Origin of the sequence: Bermanella marisrubri (assembly GCF_012295615.1) — a bacterium.
Taxonomy (GTDB): Bacteria; Pseudomonadota; Gammaproteobacteria; order Pseudomonadales; family Oceanobacteraceae; genus Bermanella; species Bermanella marisrubri.
In genome coordinates this window covers 1-17,063 of the sequence record NZ_CP051183.1, presented here as the reverse complement: position 1 = coordinate 17,063, position 17,063 = coordinate 1, and the positions used below count along the sequence as shown (strand labels likewise).

Here is a 17,063-nt window from a genome sequence, read left to right as displayed (position 1 = left end):
GGTAAAACTTCATGAAAAAATTGGCAATTAGCTTGATGTTGTCTTTGGGCTTGGTCGCCGGCGCTGACGCAGGTGACGCGGCGGCAGGTAAAAAAATCGCAGGTGCATGTGCAGCTTGTCACGGACAGGATGGTAATAGCCCAGCGCCAAGCTTTCCTAAAATTGCCGGTTTGGGTGAAGCCTATATCTATAAGCAGCTTATGGACTTTAAATCTGGCGAACGTCAAAACGCTATCATGATGGGTCAGGTTGCTGCTCTTAGCGAAAAGCAAATGCAAGATCTTGCGGCATACTACAATAGCCAGACACGCACAGTGGGCTATGCTGCCGAAGACAAAGTCGAGCTTGGCCAGAAGGTTTATCGTGCGGGCAACACAGCCACAGGCGTACCTGCATGTATGGCATGTCACTCAATGGACGGCAGTGGTATGGACGCAGCGGGCTTCCCAGCCCTTGGTGGCCAACATGCTGACTACATCAAATCTCAGCTAGTTATGTTCCAAGAAGACAAGCGCGCTAACGATAATGCACAGGTTATGCGTGATATCGCTAAGCGTATGAGCAATAAAGAAATCGATGCAGTCTCATCTTATATTCAAGGTTTGCATCGTTAAGAACGTTGTTCTCCATCGCTAGCAGCGTTGGTCTCTAATACTTACAAAAGGCAGCCATTGGCTGCCTTTTTTATTCGTTATTCAAAAGCGGAACCTTTTACTTGAGCATCAGCCTAACCACCATTAGGCTATTCACTATCAAAGAACTAGAACACCAAGGACTTATCATGAAATTTATGAATGCTGCCATTCTAGTGGTTGCAACCCTATTAGCCACAGTAGCTCACGCGGAAACTTACCAACTGGGGAAACACTACAAAGAAGTTCAGGCTAAGACATTGCCCCGTAACCCAGGAAAGGTAGAAGTTGTGGAAGCGTTCTGGTACGGATGCGGTCACTGTAATCATTTCGAGCCACTAGTTCAGGCGTGGAAAAAAGACCTACCAAACGATGTAAACTTTTATCAAGTTCCAGCACAGTTTAGCCGTCAGTGGAAAATCCACGCAGAACTGTTTTACTTAACCAAGGTACTAAAGGTAAACGACAAGGTACATGAGGCTATTTTTGATAGTATCCATAAACAGCGCGAGCCTCTATTTTCAGAATCTGATCAGCAAGAGTTCTTGGCTCAATATGGCGTGAGCGAAGAGGATTTTGACAAGTACAATGATAGTTTCATGGTACGTCGCCACTTGAAAATGGGTGACGAGCAAATTCGTACTTGGGGTATCTCTGGTGTACCAGCCATGATTGTGCAAGGTAAGTATATTGTGGATGCGACCTCCGCAGGAGGTCAGCATAAGATCCTTGATGTAGTGGATTACCTTGTTGAGAAAGAGCGCAAGTTAATGATGCAATAATGCTTAGGATACAACCTAACTTTTTAAATAAGCATCCGCGGGTACACACTGTGCCCGCTCATGAGTTTGCACAGTCTTCGGAAAACTCCCTCAAGTTATTGAGCTTCAATATACAAGTGGGTATCGAAACCCAAGCTTATCACCAATATCTCACCAAGAGTTGGCAACATTTACTGCCACAAATGCATCGTAATTTAGCGTTAAGGCGCATTGCCCAAGTTATGACACATTTCGATGTGGTGGGAATACAAGAAGCGGACGGCGGCAGCTTTCGCTCGGGGCATGTCAATCAAGTTGAATACTTAGCGCGACAGGCCAACTTTCCACATTGGTACTCACAATTGAATCGTAATTTTGGCCCCATGGCAAAACACAGCAATGGTGCCCTTTGCCGTCGCCAGCCGGATGAAGTGAAATATCACAGCTTACCTGGGCTCTTACCCGGTCGCGGTGCAATGGTGTTGGATTTTGCCGATGAATTGGCTGTGGTTGTCATGCATTTGGCTTTAAGTCGCCGTACCCAACAACGCCAATTGGCATTTGTGCAAACACTCATAGAGACTTATCCACAGGTGGTTTTAATGGGTGATATGAATACTCATGCGGATTATTTGTTAGGTCAGTCTCCCCTATCGGAACTGGGATTACAGCCCATCACGAAAGAGTTAGCCACTTTCCCAAGCTGGAAACCTAAACGCGCTCTGGACCACATACTAGTCAGTGAGGGCGTGCAGGTGAAACGTCTTGCCGTGCTTGATGTTGCTGTGAGTGATCACCTGCCCATCGCGATGGAAATCGCACTCCCCGACGCGCTGCAAAACGCCTAGAAAATCTCCCTACCAAATTGAAAACCTGCCCTATACTTATTTGAGTGAATAGGGGGATCTATGAGCACGGACAATCGCACTGATAGCGATCGCTGGAAGCACAAGTATCTAAATCTCATTGATGATCATGAAAAGCTAGAGAAGCGTTTTGCTGATCAAACGGCACACCTGCGTCGCGCATTAATTCGTTTATCCGTGGCGGCGGAAGGTCGTGATCAGGATATGGATATCCAACTAGAAGAATTACGTCTTTTACTGCGTAAAGAACAACTTAATGGCCTTAACCGAATTATGGATAATTTGGACAAGGGCTATGAGCGTTGGCAAAGCCATCAAGAAAAGTTCCAGAACCAGTTAGCGCAAACCCTCATCGATATTGAAACTCAATACGATGAGTTACCCCCGTCAATGTCCAAAGCACTAAAGTCTGTGCGTAAAAAAGTACGGAGTGAGGATAAGGCTCAGTTGCTAATGGCATTGTGCGAGGTGCTCGCGATTTGGGCTAATGCGGTAGCGGAACAACTGGAAGGCGGCTCCGCAAATGGCAATGGATCCGGTGGCGGTTGGTTTAGTCGATTATTCAACAAAGAAGGTGGCGATCAGCAAACTTCGTCAGCCAATGACGAACAGGGCATCGTTTCTTCCACAGAAGAGTCTTATGAACTTAATGACACTTACGAAGCGAGCGTCACGGGGGCGGAAAACCTCACGACAGAAGCGAGCAAAGTACTTAGCGCGCTTATTTCAAAATTAGCGCTACCTAGCTCTGAGCAACCTCGGGCCTTACGTCTATTAAACAAAGTGAAGTCTGGTCTCACATGGTATGAATTGGTCCCAGCTTTAGAAATTTTGAGTGACCTAGTGGTCTCCGCACTGGGTAGTGAGCAAGAAGAATTCGAAGCCTTCCTTAAAAACCTCAATGAACGTTTATTAGCGCTCAAGGCCTGGCTCAAGCAAGGAGAAGACCTTGAGCAAAAGTTCAGCGATTCCAGTACAGAATTCGATCTCAAAATGCGTGGGCATTTAGACGAACTGAAGCAAATACTAGAAAGCGGCGATACCAACGCCATGAAGGGAGCGGTCACTCAACAACTGGATGATGTGTTTGCCACATTGGACGGATTTAAACTTGAACAGAAATCCCGCGAAATTGTATTTAAAGAACATATTGGTGAATTGAATAATCGCCTCACAACCATGGAAAAAGAGCTCGAAGAAGCGAAGGAACAGCTCAATCAAAGCCAACTCAAAGCCATGACCGATAGCCTAACAGGATTGCCTAATCGAGGGGCCTATGATGTCTACGCTCAACAGGAATATGAACGCTATAAACGCTATGGCGGCGAGTTAAGTCTCATTGTCTGCGATGTGGATAAGTTCAAGAGCATCAATGATACCTATGGTCACCAAGCTGGGGATAAGGTCCTGCAGCTCATCAGTCGTCAGGTGAAAAAAGGCACCCGTGAAACTGATCTGCTAGCTCGTTACGGTGGTGAGGAATTTGTGGTACTGCTGCCGGAAACCAAGCAAGAGGATGCGGTTAGTGTTGCGGAGAAAATCATCGAGGCGGTCGCGACCAGCCCATTTCATTTTCGCGGCAAGCGAGTGCAAATTACCATAAGCTGTGGTGTAGCCAGTTTTAAAAAAGGTTATCGACCCGAGCAAGTGTTTGACGCAGCCGATGCAGCCCTGTATCGAGCGAAAGAAAATGGGCGCAACCAGTATCAGCTGGGTGTACTGAAAGGCCTGCCCGGCGATCAAGCCGGACAGGATGACGTAGTAACTGAAGGTTAGAGAGCCTGTACTTTAGCGGCCATAGCGCGCTTGCAATGCTGCGATGCGCTTCTCCAGAGGCGGGTGGCTCATGAATAAACCACCCAGCGCATTTTTTAATTCACCGCTAATACCAAACGCTACCATCTCATCTGGCATGTCACTAGGTTGGCCATATTCTGCGCGCAAACGGGCTAATGCACTCACCATAGCCGCTGGACTGACTAACTCGGCACCGGCAATGTCCGCGCGATATTCCCGGCGACGACTGAACCAGAAAACAATAGTGCTGGCCAAAATACCCAAAATAACTTCGGCAAAGAAAGTAGCGATATAAAAACCTATGCCGTGGCCGTTCTCATTTTTAAATACAGCTCGGTCAATGAATGAGCCGATGATACGGGCAAAAAACATAACAAAGGCGTTCACCACACCCTGAATCAGCGTCAGGGTAACCATATCACCATTGGCAACGTGGCCAATTTCGTGACCTAAAACCGCTTCTACTTCTTCGCGCGTCATTTTGTTCAAAAGACCTGTACTCACTGCCACGAGCGAGTCATTGCGGTTCCAACCGGTGGCGAAGGCGTTGGCCTGCGGACTGGCAAACACCCCTACTTCTGGCATGCCGATACCGGCTTTTTCTGCCAGCTTGGCGACGGTACCCACTAGCCACTGCTCATCCGCATTGCTTGGTTGGTCAATGATGCGCACACCCATGCTGCGCTTGGCCATCCATTTCGATAGGAAAAGCGAAACAAATGAGCCCACCATGCCGAACACAAGGCAGAAAATCATCAAGTTGGTGTAATCCAAGCCTTGGGCCGTCATATAGCTGCCCACGCCAAGCAAGCTAAGGGTAATGCTAGCCACTGCCACGATGGCAATATTGGTGGCTAAGAAAAGCAAAATCCGCATGAGTGCAATCCTCAATGGTTAATAAACTTCCCCAATAATGGGGTAACAACCAAAAACTTCAATTGGTAAGAGCCTGCCAGGCAATAAAAAGTTTCCGGTTTCGTACTGATCAAAGCAGAACTGATATGCGTCATCAAAAGCAAACAAAAATGAGAATCTGTATCATTACTATTGTGTGCAACAGTCTGTTTCGATATTATCGGCAGCATCAGACTTTTTAACTATTCAGACCTCAATTTGAGTGGAGTAATTAATGAATAAAATCAAATTAGCAGTAGCGCTTTCAGCTGCAAGCCTATTGGCTGCATGTGGTAGCGATAGCGATGATAAAAACAATGGTGTGGATACCCCAACCACTTATGAATTCTTAAGCAAGGTTACCGAGGGTGAGTCTTCTGTTGTCTTTACTGGACAAGCGGCTCGTCAGTTGTTGATCAGCGAGCTTAAGAAATATTCAGGCTCTGATGAGTTTCAAGCATTGACTAACAAGCAGACTGCATTAGATAACCTCAATACTATCTATGCCAAGGGTGTTGACTCTGATGAAGTAAATAGCTTAATTGATTTTAACTTGTACGATGGAACGGGTGCGACCAGTGTGCCGGTGAGCGTTGAGGCTCCTCTTACACTAGAGCAAACAGACTACAGCGATGTCTTCTCTGTATCTGGCGCGAAAAACCTACAAGGCAAGCTAGCTGGCTGCGACAATGATTTGTCCATGAGTGAGTTTATTGGTTGGGAAATCGCACAGGGTGATATTCAGGACTGTGGTCAAGATGATGTAGCCGTAGAAGATGAAAACGACAAACCACATACTCTATTGCAAACGTGGTTTGACGAACTAGCCACTTTAGCTACGGACGGTAATGCAAATACCACAATTGTTAACGACCAAGGTCACGATCTACAACAATTAATTCAGAAATTCCTTTTTGGTGCGGTGACATATTCTCAAGCAGCACGCGACTATCTGAAAGCGGACAAAGGATTGCTTAAGCAAAACTCTGAAGGTGATAAAGCAGGTGCGAAAGACTATACGGCGCTAGAGCATCAATGGGATGAAGGTTTTGGCTACTTCGGCGCATCTCTTGATTACTTAAATAAAACTGATGCGGAAATTAAGGCATCTGCTGAAAGCGATGTAGATGGCAATGAATCTATCGATCTTTTGCGTGGTGAATATAACTATGGCCTTTCAGTTTACTCTGCCAAAGTGGATACCTACTCTGATGCGGATGACTTAAATCTAAGTGCTGATGCTATGGAAGCGTTTTTAGAAGGTCGCCAAATCATCCAAGACAACTTTGGTACAGATCCGGTTGAAGGCGAAGGCTATCATGTGCAACTTGTTGAGACTTCTGAGCGCGCGTTAGCGGCTATGGAAAAAACCATTGCCGGTGCAGCTATCCATTACATCAATTCTACTATCGATGATGTAACAAATTACGATGGAAGCGATATCGCAAGTCTTGCAAAACATTGGTCAGAATTAAAAGGCTTTGCATTAAGCTTGCAGTTTAGCCCAGTGGCGATTATTTCAGAAGCTGATCTAAAAGAGGTTCATGAGAAAATTGGTACTACGCCTAAAGCGAGCGCATCAGCAGCTAACGCAGAACAATTCATTGCAGATCTAGAAGCAGCTCGGACTATTTTAGTGGAAGCTTACGGATTTGATGCCGCAGTAGCTGCTACTTGGTAATGCAAATAAGAGTTATATAATACTCCTTTTCTTAAGGCCGTCTTTGACGGCCTTTTGTCGGTTAAGAGGTTATAAAATGCGTAATAAAATTGTGGGAATCAGTTTAGCGGTATTGGGTTTAACCGCCTGTGGAGGTTCCGACTCAGGTGGAACCGTATCCGATGCTTGTAACGAATTGAACAGTGAGTCATTTAGCTGCGATACCATGCTGAATGACTTGGTGGCAGAAGGTGTTCAGCCGCTAGCCACGGAATTTAAAACAGAACTGTTGGAACTGGATACAGCCGTGGATGCATACTGTGATGCTTCCGGTACCAAAGAATTAGCACAAACGGCCTGGTCCAATGCCATGGTACCTTTGCAAAAAATGCAGGCCATGAATTTTGGCCCTAATGCGGATGCAGATAATGGATTACTGAGTTTTTACGATTGGCAATTTGCAAATGCTGTTAATATTGACGCAGCTATTGCCAATAATGCCGAGAATGCTTCGGGTCTTTCTGGTATCAATAATCGTAAAGACTTAATTGCCGTTGAATATGTCTTGTTTACTGATGACGGCACTTACACCTATGAGCTCGCTACTGGAGACGAGAATAAAACAGTGGTCGATACATGGGTTGAAGGTGAAAGCACAGCGAAGCTGCAGGCAGACCGCTGCGATTACGCACAGCTCATAACAGAAGATTTAAAAACACGCGCTGTTACACTAGAAAGCGCTTGGAACTCATATGATCTGGCTTCTGTTGCTAACTCTAAGCAGGCGGCAGCTAATGAAGTAACACAGGGTTTCTTCTATGCGGACAAGCAAATTAAGGATGCTAAGGTTGGAGGCGCATTGCCTATTAAGGACGACAATGTGTTTGATGCGACTAAACTTGAGTCGCAGTTCGCTAAGACATCCAAAGAGCATTTAATTAATAACCTGCATGGTTTAAAGCATATATTTACTGCAGGAAACGGTGTTGGAATTGATGACTATTTAGTGGAAGTTGGTGAAGAGAGTTTGTCGAATGAAATGATCAATAATATAGACAATGCTATCGCTAATTTAGAATATATCGATACCTCTTCGACGAGCCTTTTCGAAATCATTGATAGTGCTAGTCCTGAACAGGAAGAATTATGTAAAAATGCAGTTTCCTATGATGGAGTCTCCAATATAGAAGCTTTGTGTGCGTTTGTGAATAAAACAATAAAGGGTTTGACGGATAACTTAAAAGAAGATTTCACAATGGCTACCGAGTTTACCATTCCGGCATCGGCCAGCGGTGATAATGACTAATCAAATGGTCATGTTTCCGAGAAAATAAAAAAGCGGCTTCGGCCGCTTTTTTATTATTTGTATTCTTTGCTCATTGTTTACTTCGAATATTAAGGTTTCCAAGTCAGACGCCGCATTCCTAATTGTTTTACTAAAGAATGCTGCTCACTTGGGTATCTTGTGTGAGGCTCCCCTTTTCGCCAGCTTCCCCACAAGCGATCCCAAATCGCCAAGAACGAACCAAAGTTGGTATTCATGGTACCAATACCATGATGTTGTTGATGTTGAGCCGGACTAATCAACCATTTCTCGAAACGGCCATAGCGCAAAGGAATATTGCTATGTCGTAAATTCGCACCCAAGGCATTGAAAACAATGACCCAAGCACTGGCGCCCCACAACTCCCAACTACTGGCTTGGTAGCCAAGGATAAAGAACGCGGCTCCAGCACAAGTACCATGAACCAAGCTCGCTCTCAATTGATACAGTAGCGATTCTAACGGGTGCAAGCGATAGGTGGTAAACGGATTTAGACTGTTGGCACTATGATGGACCTGATGTAAGCGCCACAGCCATTCGTATTTGTGCATGATTCTGTGCAACCAAAAGCGCGTGAAGTCATCTGTGATAAAAAGCACTAATGTGTAAACAGAAAGGATCCATAAGGAACTAGATGGTGCTGCCAATTCAGCCGGTTCACCAAACCATTTCAACGCCGCAAACATCCATTGAGCGATATCTATAGTAAAAGCAAACCAAGCGATGCCCAATGTTAAAAACAACAAACGGTTAAAAATCATCAGGTTGTAGTCTTGCTTAGCGGATGGGTTCCACCAATAGCTACGAGAAAACCATGAATTAAATAGGGCTTTACGTTGCTGCCACTGCAGGCTAGCCCATAGTAGGACAATAAGAAATGTGGGTATCCAGTAGCCGTAGAAAGTCCTTTTCGACGGGTCGATCAGCCAATCAAATAGGTCCGCCATAAAAAGTGTTGCCCGTAATCAAGAATGAATGAATTTTAAACGAAAAGAAATTTAGATTCATTCTCATTTGTGTTTAAATTGCGCACTATATTCAGTGTTAATCATTAGTTTGTGAGACTATGCGTAAATCAGTATTACTAGCTTTGTTGCCCGTAACTCTGCCGTTGTCAGCTTGGGGCAATCAAGATGATGTTCAATTGGAGCAGGTTTATATTACGGGCGGCGCAGACTCCATCAAAACCCAACCGGGCAGTGCCACACTAGTCGATGAATCAGATTTAGAAACTTATGAATACACGGATATTCACCGTGTCTTAAACCAAGTTCCTGGCGTTAATATTCAAGAAGAAGACGGTTATGGTCTGCGCCCAAACATAGGTATGCGCGGTTCAAGCCCTGAGCGAAGTAAAAAAGTAACCGTAATGGAAGACGGTGTACTGTCAGGACCAGCACCCTATTCAGCTCCTGCTGCCTATTACTTTCCTAATGTTTCCCGTATGAGCGCGGTCGAAGTATTCAAAGGTCCGTCTGCCATTCAATATGGCCCAGCGACTGTGGCGGGTGCCATCAATTTAGTGAGTCGTGCTGTACCGTACACTGAACAGGGTGAAGTGGATTTGCAATTGGGTTCCTATGAGTTTCACCGAGTGAATGCATACTATGGTGGTCGTGAAGGCAAATTCGGATACTTGCTAGAAGGCTTAAGTATGGGCACTACTGGCTTTAAAGATCTTGATGGCGGTGGCGACACCGGTTTCACTCGAAATGATTTCACGTTTAAAACCACATACGATGTGAATGGTCCGTTGAACCAAAAACTAACATTGAAATTGGGCTACGCCACGGAAGACAGTGACGAAACCTATGTGGGTTTAACTCGTGATGATTTCGAAGCGGACCCTTATCGCAGATATACCGCAAGCGAATTGGATAATATGCAATGGGATCATCAAACCATACATTTAAAGCATAGCTTTGAGCCCACTGCCACGTCTGAAGTGGTCACCGATGTTTATCGTCTCACTTACAGCCGCGATTGGTTTAAGTTAAATAGTTTTGGTGGCGGAAATACGGCGACCATTGAAGACGTACTCAAGAATCCAACGCAAGGAAGTAATGGTGCGCTTTACAATATTTTAACGGGGTTAGAGCAAAGTGTTTCAGATACAGACCAATTGCTCATCGGTAATAACGGCCGTGACTATGTTTCTCAAGGCATTCAGACGCGCTTAAACCTATTCACGAATTTATTTGGTTTGGCCCATGAATGGGAATTTGGTTTGCGTGTACATCAAGATGAAATCGAGCGTAACCATACCCAGCGTGCGTATGATATGACCGCCACCGGTCTACAAGTGGATGAATCATCTCAACTTGAAACCAGTAAACTGAATACAGGTAAAGCCACAGCGATCGCCCTATACGCACAAGATAGTATTACCATTGGCCAATCCACAGTGACCTTGGGTTTACGTAGCGAAACCATTGATACAAGCTTGGAAGACCATCTAACGAACACGAAAAACGAAGCCACTGAACAAGTTTTATTACCGGGTGCAGGTATCTTTACACGCATTAATGATGATTTTGGTGTGCTAGCAGGTGTGTATAAAGGGTATGTTGCAACGTCTCCTGGTCAGGATGGTGATATTGACCCTGAAGAAAGCATTAACTATGAATTCGGTTTCCGCACTCTGGGCGATCAACAAATTGAAGCCATCGGTTTCATCAACGACTACAGCAACCTAAAAGGCACATGTAGTTTCAACAATGGTTGCACGACTTCAAACCTAGATAATGAGTTTAATGGCGGTGAAGTATTGGTATACGGCCTTGAAGCCAGTTGGAAAGAGCAATGGCAAGTGGCTGCCTTGTCAGTACCTGTGAGTGCGGTCTATACCTTCACACAAACCGAATTCCAAAATAGTTTTGTGGATAGCGCCGGTATTTTCACGGATGTTGGTGCCAATGTGGTTGAAGGTGACGAGTTACCTTATGTGCCTGAACACCGCCTAAACCTGCAAGCGGGTATAGACGCAGGTAAATGGGGAGTTAATCTTTCGTTGCTATACCAAAGCGATATGCGTGCCGCGGCTGGTCAAAATGAAATCGAAGAAGCGGATCTCATCGATGCCTATACCGTGGTTGATTTGGCAACCTACTATCGTTTAGCGGCTGATTGGCAAATCTATGGCAACATCGATAACTTATTAGATAAAGACTATGTGGTCGCTGCACAGCCTATGGGCTACCGTCCTGGTAAACCGCAAGCGATTCATGTGGGTGCCAAATTTAGCTTTTAATTTAGCTTTTTATTAAATTCGGTACTCATTCCATTCTTAAGGGGTCTATAGGGCCCCTTGATTTTATCTGCACCACCCCAATCCTCTCTATAGGCGTCTCTAAATAAGTCCCTACCATTTCATTGACGTAGTACAGTGTTTTTTAAATTAGCTATTGCTAATATTTAAGGCATGTACTACTTTAAAAACGCTACATTCAAAACATCAGAGGAGTTGAACATGTCTATACGCTTAGGCGATACCGCACCGAATTTTAAAGTGGCCACCACTAAAGGTGACATTGATTTCCATGAATGGATTGGTGATTCATGGGCGTTTTTCTTTAGCCATCCTGCTGACTTCACCCCAGTGTGCACCACAGAAATGGGTCGCACATCGCAATTAAATAAAGAATTTGATGCTCGCAATGTGAAGCCCATTGGTTTGTCTACTGACACCGTGGAAGAGCACTTAAAGTGGATTGAAGATGTAAACGATACTCAAGGGACCGATCTGCAATTTCCAATCATTGCGGACCCAGATCTAGAAGTTTCTAAGTTATATGAAATGATCCACCCTGGCGAAAGCGAAACCGCCGCTGTGCGTAGTGTGTTCATCATCGACCCGAACAAAAAGATTCGTCTAACACTGACCTATCCAATGTCAGTCGGTCGTAACTTTGACGAGATTTTGCGTGTGATTGACGCGCTGCAATTAGGCGATGCTAAAAAAGTTGCAACGCCAGCCGACTGGAAAAAAGGCGATGATGTAATCATCCCGCCTTCTATTAGCAATGAGCAAGCGAAAGATATCTTCCCTCAAGGTTGGGATGAAATTCGTCCGTACTTGCGTAAAACCAAAGTTTAATCACTTGTCGATTAACACCCAAGCGGCTCATAGAGCCGCTTGCTTTGATTTATGTAGCGTTAAGGAGAGACCATGATCTTTCGCCAATTGTTTGATACTACGTCATCAACCTTCACTTATTTACTTGCCGATGAAGTAAGTAAAGAAGCCATGTTGATTGACCCTGTGTTTGAAAAAACACAACGTGATTTAGCATTGGTCAAAGAATTAGGTTTAACTCTCACCTTAGTCGCTGATACTCATGCACATGCGGATCACATTACTGCTGCTTGGGTATTGAAGCAGAAAACCGGTTGTAAAATCGCGTCAGCTAAAGTGATTGAAGCAGAGCATGTTGATATCCATTTAGAACACGAACAGGCATTCGGTATTCGAGGGATTACCTTGACTGCATTGTCTACACCTGGGCACACCGATGGCTGTATGAGTTTTGTGTTAAGTGATCACAGCATGGTCTTCACTGGCGATGCATTATTGATTCGTGGATGCGGTCGTAGTGATTTTCAGCAAGGCAGTGCGCAAAAACTTTACGAATCAATTACGCAAACTTTATTTTCATTGCCCAATGACTGCATTGTGTATCCAGCGCACGACTATAATGGTCGAGAGCAAAGCACTATATGGGAAGAGAAACAATTCAATGCTCGTGTGGGTGGAGGCGCCAACGAGACGGATTTTGTGGAATACATGCACGCCATGAAACTACCACATCCGAAAAAAATCGCGGAAGCCTTGCCTGCTAATTTGCGTAGTGGCTGCCCTGAAGATGGCCAGTTACCGCCCGAACCAGACTGGGCCAATCTTGAATACACCTACGCTGGGGTACCAGAAATCGACAGTGAATGGCTTGAGCAGAATTTATCGAAAGTCACTTTGTTAGACGTTAGACAAGAAGATGAGTTGGATACAAGCAATCCGCTGGATGCGGATGTAGCGATCCCTCTGGGTGAGTTGCGTGATCGCGTAGGGGAAGTACCCAAGGATAAGCCTGTGGTGGCCTTTTGCCGATCGGGGCGTCGCTCGTCCTTGGCGATTAATATTTTAAAAGACGCCGGTCATGAGCAGGTAGCCAATTTAAAAGGCGGGCTAATTGCGATTTAAATAGGGCACTCAGCCTTTTCGGTACAGCGTCCTGTTGCGAAATCAATGGCGGAACTGCCGTCGCGGACGGCGTTAATACGTCCATGTAGCCTCTCACTTCCCGTCCATGGGAAGTGACGCCGCTCGAGGCAGCACGCGCCATTCATTTCTGCGAATATTGCGCGTTCTTAAGCTTTCTCCTCGTACTGAATTTGAATGACTAATGGGCAAGGATATTTGATTTTTCTGTGTGACGAGGCAGGACGCCGAGTCAAGGCCTCCATGGATGGATTCACGTGCCGTCAGAAAAATTAAATGCCATGCCCGTGGTACATTCTTTAGAGATCATTCCCAGTTGTCACAACCACTCCAAAAAGTTCTAAGCAATTTCCCTGTCAATGCTGATCTTTCAAACAATTTTTTGGTAGTCTAAGCGACCATTGTTGTTAATCATGAATGCCTGTGAATCACCTAAACCCCAGACAGAAAGAATCGGTTCTACACATAGATGGCCCGCTTTTGGTATTGGCCGGGGCTGGGTCCGGTAAAACCAGTGTAATTACCACTAAAATCGCCTATCTTATTGAAGAATGCGGTGTACCTGCTCGCAATATCATGGCGGTGACCTTCACCAATAAAGCCGCAAAAGAAATGAAAGAGCGTGTGGGCAAGCTGGTACAGGGCAAGGCCACCAATGGCTTAACCGTTTCCACCTTCCATAACCTGGGTTTGAATATCATTCGCAAAGAATGCAAACACCTAGGTTTACGTCCGGGCTTTTCTATTTTTGACGATGGCGATACCAAGTCCCTATTGAAAGACATCATGCATCGCGAGCATGGCGGCGATGGCGATATGGTGGACATGGTGCAACAGGCAATAGGGTCATTGAAAAACGATTTGATTGAGCCAGAGCAAGCCATCGCCATGGCGAACAGTGCGCAAGAAGTTTTGGTAGCACAAACCTATGCCGCTTATGATCGCTCATTAAAGGCGTATAACGCGGTGGACTTTGATGATCTCATTCGAATTCCTACGGTGCTTTTCCAAACCAACCAGGCGGTACGTGAAAAGTGGCAAAAGAATACGCGCTATTTGCTGGTGGATGAGTATCAAGATACCAATACAAGCCAATACGAATTGGTGAAAATTCTTGTAGGTATGCATGGTAAGTTCACCGTGGTAGGTGACGATGACCAAAGTATTTATGCATGGCGCGGTGCTCGCCCGGAAAACCTAAGCTTGTTGAAGCAAGACTTCCCCAGTTTAAAAGTGGTGATGTTGGAGCAAAACTATCGCTCGACAGGGCTAATTCTGAATGCGGCCAACAAAGTCATTAGTAATAACGAGCACGAATTCGTTAAAACCTTGTGGTCCGATAAAGGCTACGGCGATGCCATTCGCATTGTGAAATGTAAAAGTGAAGATAATGAAGCGGAACGCATTGCGACGGAAATCATTGAGCATCGCTTACGTCATAACGGTAAGTATCGAGACTATGCTGTGTTATTCCGCGGCAACCATCAATCACGATTGATGGAAATGAAAATGCAGCAGTATCAAATTCCGTACAAGTTAAGCGGTAGCCAGTCATTTTTTGCGAAAAGCGAGATCAAAGACATCATGAGTTATCTCAAACTCATTGTGAATCCAACGGATGATGCCGCCTTCTTGCGCATCATTAATGTGCCGCGCCGACAAATTGGTCCCAGCACATTAGAAAAGCTCACAGAGTACGCAGGCAAACGCCATATTAGTTTGCTCACCGCTATTACCGAAATGGGTTTAGAGCAAACCATGAGCCCCTTGGCATTGGATAAACTGCAGCGTTTTGGTAATTGGATCAATAATACGACCAAGCGCTGCTTTACTGAAGATGCCGTACAAAGCCTTAAAGAGATGATCCATGATTTGGATTACGAAGCCTGGCTCCATCAAACCAGTAATACGCCCAATCAAGCAGAAGCTCGCATGAAAAATGTGTGGTTCTTAATTGATAACATCGAACGCATGATGGATAAAGCGGAAGAAAACGGCGATGAAATTGATATCGAAGATGCCGTCTCGAAACTGGTCTTGCGCGACATGTTAGAACAGCAAGAGCAAGAAGATGAGCTAGACCAAGTGCAGCTTATGACTTTGCATGCTAGTAAAGGTCTGGAGTTTCCTTATGTTTGGATCATGGGTTTAGAAGAAGAAATCCTACCCCACCGCAATAGTATCGAAGCGGATACCATCGAAGAAGAACGCCGCTTAATGTACGTGGGCATCACCCGCGCGAAGCAAAACCTGACGCTCACATTAACCGCAAAACGCAAGCAATACGGCGAGCAGTTTGAACCGACCCCTAGTCGCTTTTTAGAAGAACTACCAAAAGACGATGTGGAATGGGAGGGCTTTGGTGAAACTAGCCAAGAGCAGAAAAAAGCCCGCGGCGAAAATGCATTAGCGAGTCTTAAGAATTTGATGAATACCTGATTGCTAATTCATGCATAAATAAAAAAGCCGCTTGTGAACTGAACCCCATAAGTTGGACAGTTTGTTTTACGGGTTTAAGGTCTGATTTCGGTAGTCTACCGGACTCAGGCCTTTTAGTTTTAGCTTAATTCTATAGCGATTGTAATAGCGAATATAACTTTTAATATCTCGTTCGAGTTCTTCTAGTGATTCAAACCGCTTTAAGTGATACATCTCGCTTTTTAGCGTACCGAAAAAGCTCTCCATCGCTGCATTGTCTAAACAATTCCCTTTTCTGGACATGCTTTGAGTAAGCCCACGCTCCGCTAGCTTTTCACGATAAGATACATGCTGATACTGCCAGCCTTGATCTGAATGCAAGAGAGGTGCTTGTTGGCCTGAGAGGCGTTTATATGCCTTTTGAAGCATATTCATCACTAACGGTAGGGTTGGTCTTTTCGCGACCTGATAAGACACTATTTCACCGTTATAAAGATCTATCACTGGTGATAGATAGAGCTTTTCCCCTTTAACGTTGAACTCTGTGACATCTGTTGCCCATTTTTCGTTTGGCTTGCTCGCCTTAAAATCTCGCTGGAGATGGTTCTGAGCTATACGCCCGATTTCTCCTTTATAAGATCGGTATTTCTTAACTCGTATTTTGGATTTCAAGCCCATGTCACGCATTAGTCGTAATACCTTTTTATGGTTTACTCGATACCCTTTTCCATTCAAAGCCAAAGTAATCCTGCGATAGCCATAGCGTCCCTTATGTCTGTGATAGATACGCTTTATTTGACCTTCTAGCTTAGCTTTATCTATGTTTACCGCTTTGGGTTTATTGTGATAGTAAAACGTACTACGAGACAGTTTTGCTGCTTTTAATAACGCCGCTAACGGATACTTATGCCTTAATCCTTGGATGGTGAGGGCTTTTTCTTGGCCACCCTTTCCTTTTTCTGGAGTAAGGCATCGTACTTTTTTAGAAAGGCATTCTCCGCGCGCAGGTACTCTAACTCTTTCATCAGCTCCTCACGAGTTAGACTACTATCGGGGTTATTAGCGGGTTTCTTGGGTGTCATGGGTAGTCTACCTTTAGGCTTGGATGCTAATGCGTTAAAGCCTCCAGTTTGATACTGATGTCGCCACTTCGCAATAATACCGTGATTTCGTATATCGAAAATGGCTGCAGCTTGTTGGTGGGACACGTTATGAGAATAAACGTACTTCAAGACATCTAATTTGAAAGCAGCATTATAAACGGTGTACTTCTTTTCAAATGCAGCTAGCCCGTGCTGCTGGTAATGTCTTACCCATTTCTTAAGCGACGAAAGGTCAATCTCTAGTTTGTCTGCAACACTCTTTAGTGATTCATTACTCTTAAGAAACTGCTGAATTGCTTTGATCTTCTGCTCTTTACTGTATTTACTCATAAAAACACCCCAAAGGCTGGATTGGTGTCCAACTTTTGGGGTGCAGTTCATTGGTGAATAACA

13 protein-coding genes are annotated in these 17,063 nt (G+C 44.9%); 10 read left to right on the top strand and 3 right to left on the bottom strand.

The annotated features are described in order from the left end of the window. The first annotated feature begins 11 nt into the window (after positions 1–11). From HF888_RS00065 to HF888_RS00050, 4 genes are all read left to right on the top strand, one after another. On the top strand, positions 12–614 hold the full coding sequence (locus HF888_RS00065; RefSeq protein WP_007019214.1) for a c-type cytochrome: 603 nt from the start codon (positions 12–14) through the stop codon (positions 612–614). A gap of 167 nt (positions 615–781) precedes the next feature. After that, positions 782–1,414: a thiol:disulfide interchange protein DsbA/DsbL gene (locus tag HF888_RS00060; RefSeq protein WP_007019213.1), complete on the top strand. Its 633-nt coding sequence runs from the start codon at positions 782–784 to the stop codon at positions 1,412–1,414. Continuing rightward, a complete protein-coding gene (locus HF888_RS00055) occupies positions 1,414–2,241 on the top strand; it encodes an endonuclease/exonuclease/phosphatase family protein (RefSeq protein ID WP_007019212.1) in 828 nt (275 codons plus the stop codon). Before HF888_RS00060 ends, HF888_RS00055 begins: the two co-directional genes overlap by 1 nt. A 60-nt stretch (positions 2,242–2,301) precedes the next feature. Continuing rightward, positions 2,302–4,035, top strand: a complete 1,734-nt coding sequence (locus tag HF888_RS00050; RefSeq protein ID WP_007019211.1) for a GGDEF domain-containing protein — start codon at positions 2,302–2,304, stop codon at positions 4,033–4,035. Between the two features lie 12 nt (positions 4,036–4,047). Here HF888_RS00050 and htpX read toward each other — a convergent pair whose 3' ends face one another. Then, positions 4,048–4,932, bottom strand: a complete 885-nt coding sequence (gene htpX / locus HF888_RS00045; protein WP_007019210.1) for a protease HtpX — start codon at positions 4,930–4,932, stop codon at positions 4,048–4,050. A 253-nt stretch (positions 4,933–5,185) separates the two neighbouring features. Between htpX and HF888_RS00040 the strand changes: the two genes are divergently transcribed. Both HF888_RS00040 and HF888_RS00035 read left to right on the top strand, forming a co-directional pair. Then, entirely contained in the window at positions 5,186–6,631 is a 1,446-nt protein-coding gene (locus HF888_RS00040; protein ID WP_007019209.1) for a DUF4856 domain-containing protein, read from the top strand. 76 nt (positions 6,632–6,707) lie between these two features. Next, a complete protein-coding gene (locus HF888_RS00035; protein WP_007019208.1) occupies positions 6,708–7,916 on the top strand; it encodes an imelysin family protein in 1,209 nt (402 codons plus the stop codon). Positions 7,917–8,005: 89 nt separating this feature from the next. On the opposite strand, the gene HF888_RS00030 is transcribed toward HF888_RS00035, so the two are convergent. Further along, a complete protein-coding gene (locus tag HF888_RS00030) occupies positions 8,006–8,881 on the bottom strand; it encodes a sterol desaturase family protein (RefSeq protein ID WP_007019207.1) in 876 nt (291 codons plus the stop codon). Between the two features lie 119 nt (positions 8,882–9,000). Between HF888_RS00030 and HF888_RS00025 the strand changes: the two genes are divergently transcribed. From HF888_RS00025 to rep, 4 genes are all read left to right on the top strand, one after another. Continuing rightward, complete coding sequence (locus tag HF888_RS00025) at positions 9,001–11,184, top strand: TonB-dependent receptor family protein (protein WP_007019206.1); 2,184 nt, start codon at positions 9,001–9,003, stop codon at positions 11,182–11,184. Positions 11,185–11,403: 219 nt separating this feature from the next. Next, positions 11,404–12,030, top strand: a complete 627-nt coding sequence (locus HF888_RS00020; RefSeq protein WP_168367021.1) for a peroxiredoxin — start codon at positions 11,404–11,406, stop codon at positions 12,028–12,030. 72 nt (positions 12,031–12,102) lie between these two features. Continuing rightward, positions 12,103–13,131, top strand: a complete 1,029-nt coding sequence (locus HF888_RS00015) for an MBL fold metallo-hydrolase (protein WP_007016816.1) — start codon at positions 12,103–12,105, stop codon at positions 13,129–13,131. Between the two features lie 435 nt (positions 13,132–13,566). Continuing rightward, positions 13,567–15,588, top strand: coding sequence for a DNA helicase Rep (rep, locus tag HF888_RS00010; protein WP_007016817.1), 2,022 nt, complete (start codon positions 13,567–13,569; stop codon positions 15,586–15,588). 66 nt (positions 15,589–15,654) lie between these two features. On the opposite strand, the gene HF888_RS00005 is transcribed toward rep, so the two are convergent. Further along, positions 15,655–17,000, bottom strand: a protein-coding gene (locus HF888_RS00005) for an IS3 family transposase (protein ID WP_133308514.1) whose coding sequence is annotated in 2 segments (ribosomal slippage) — positions 15,655–16,544 and positions 16,544–17,000 — 1,347 coding nt in all. Because the reading frame shifts where the segments join, the coding sequence is not laid out codon by codon here. Between the last annotated feature and the right edge of the window lie 63 nt (positions 17,001–17,063).

Coding starts and splice junctions, on each gene's coding strand:
- HF888_RS00050 (WP_007019211.1), top strand. CDS start 2,302: ATGAGCACGGACAATCGCACTGATAGCGATCGCTGGAAGCACAAGTAT.
- HF888_RS00030 (WP_007019207.1), bottom strand. CDS start 8,881: ATGGCGGACCTATTTGATTGGCTGATCGACCCGTCGAAAAGGACTTTC.
- HF888_RS00015 (WP_007016816.1), top strand. CDS start 12,103: ATGATCTTTCGCCAATTGTTTGATACTACGTCATCAACCTTCACTTAT.
- HF888_RS00040 (WP_007019209.1), top strand. CDS start 5,186: ATGAATAAAATCAAATTAGCAGTAGCGCTTTCAGCTGCAAGCCTATTG.
- HF888_RS00025 (WP_007019206.1), top strand. CDS start 9,001: ATGCGTAAATCAGTATTACTAGCTTTGTTGCCCGTAACTCTGCCGTTG.
- HF888_RS00035 (WP_007019208.1), top strand. CDS start 6,708: ATGCGTAATAAAATTGTGGGAATCAGTTTAGCGGTATTGGGTTTAACC.
- htpX (WP_007019210.1), bottom strand. CDS start 4,932: ATGCGGATTTTGCTTTTCTTAGCCACCAATATTGCCATCGTGGCAGTG.
- rep (WP_007016817.1), top strand. CDS start 13,567: ATGCCTGTGAATCACCTAAACCCCAGACAGAAAGAATCGGTTCTACAC.
- HF888_RS00020 (WP_168367021.1), top strand. CDS start 11,404: ATGTCTATACGCTTAGGCGATACCGCACCGAATTTTAAAGTGGCCACC.
- HF888_RS00060 (WP_007019213.1), top strand. CDS start 782: ATGAAATTTATGAATGCTGCCATTCTAGTGGTTGCAACCCTATTAGCC.
- HF888_RS00065 (WP_007019214.1), top strand. CDS start 12: ATGAAAAAATTGGCAATTAGCTTGATGTTGTCTTTGGGCTTGGTCGCC.
- HF888_RS00055 (WP_007019212.1), top strand. CDS start 1,414: ATGCTTAGGATACAACCTAACTTTTTAAATAAGCATCCGCGGGTACAC.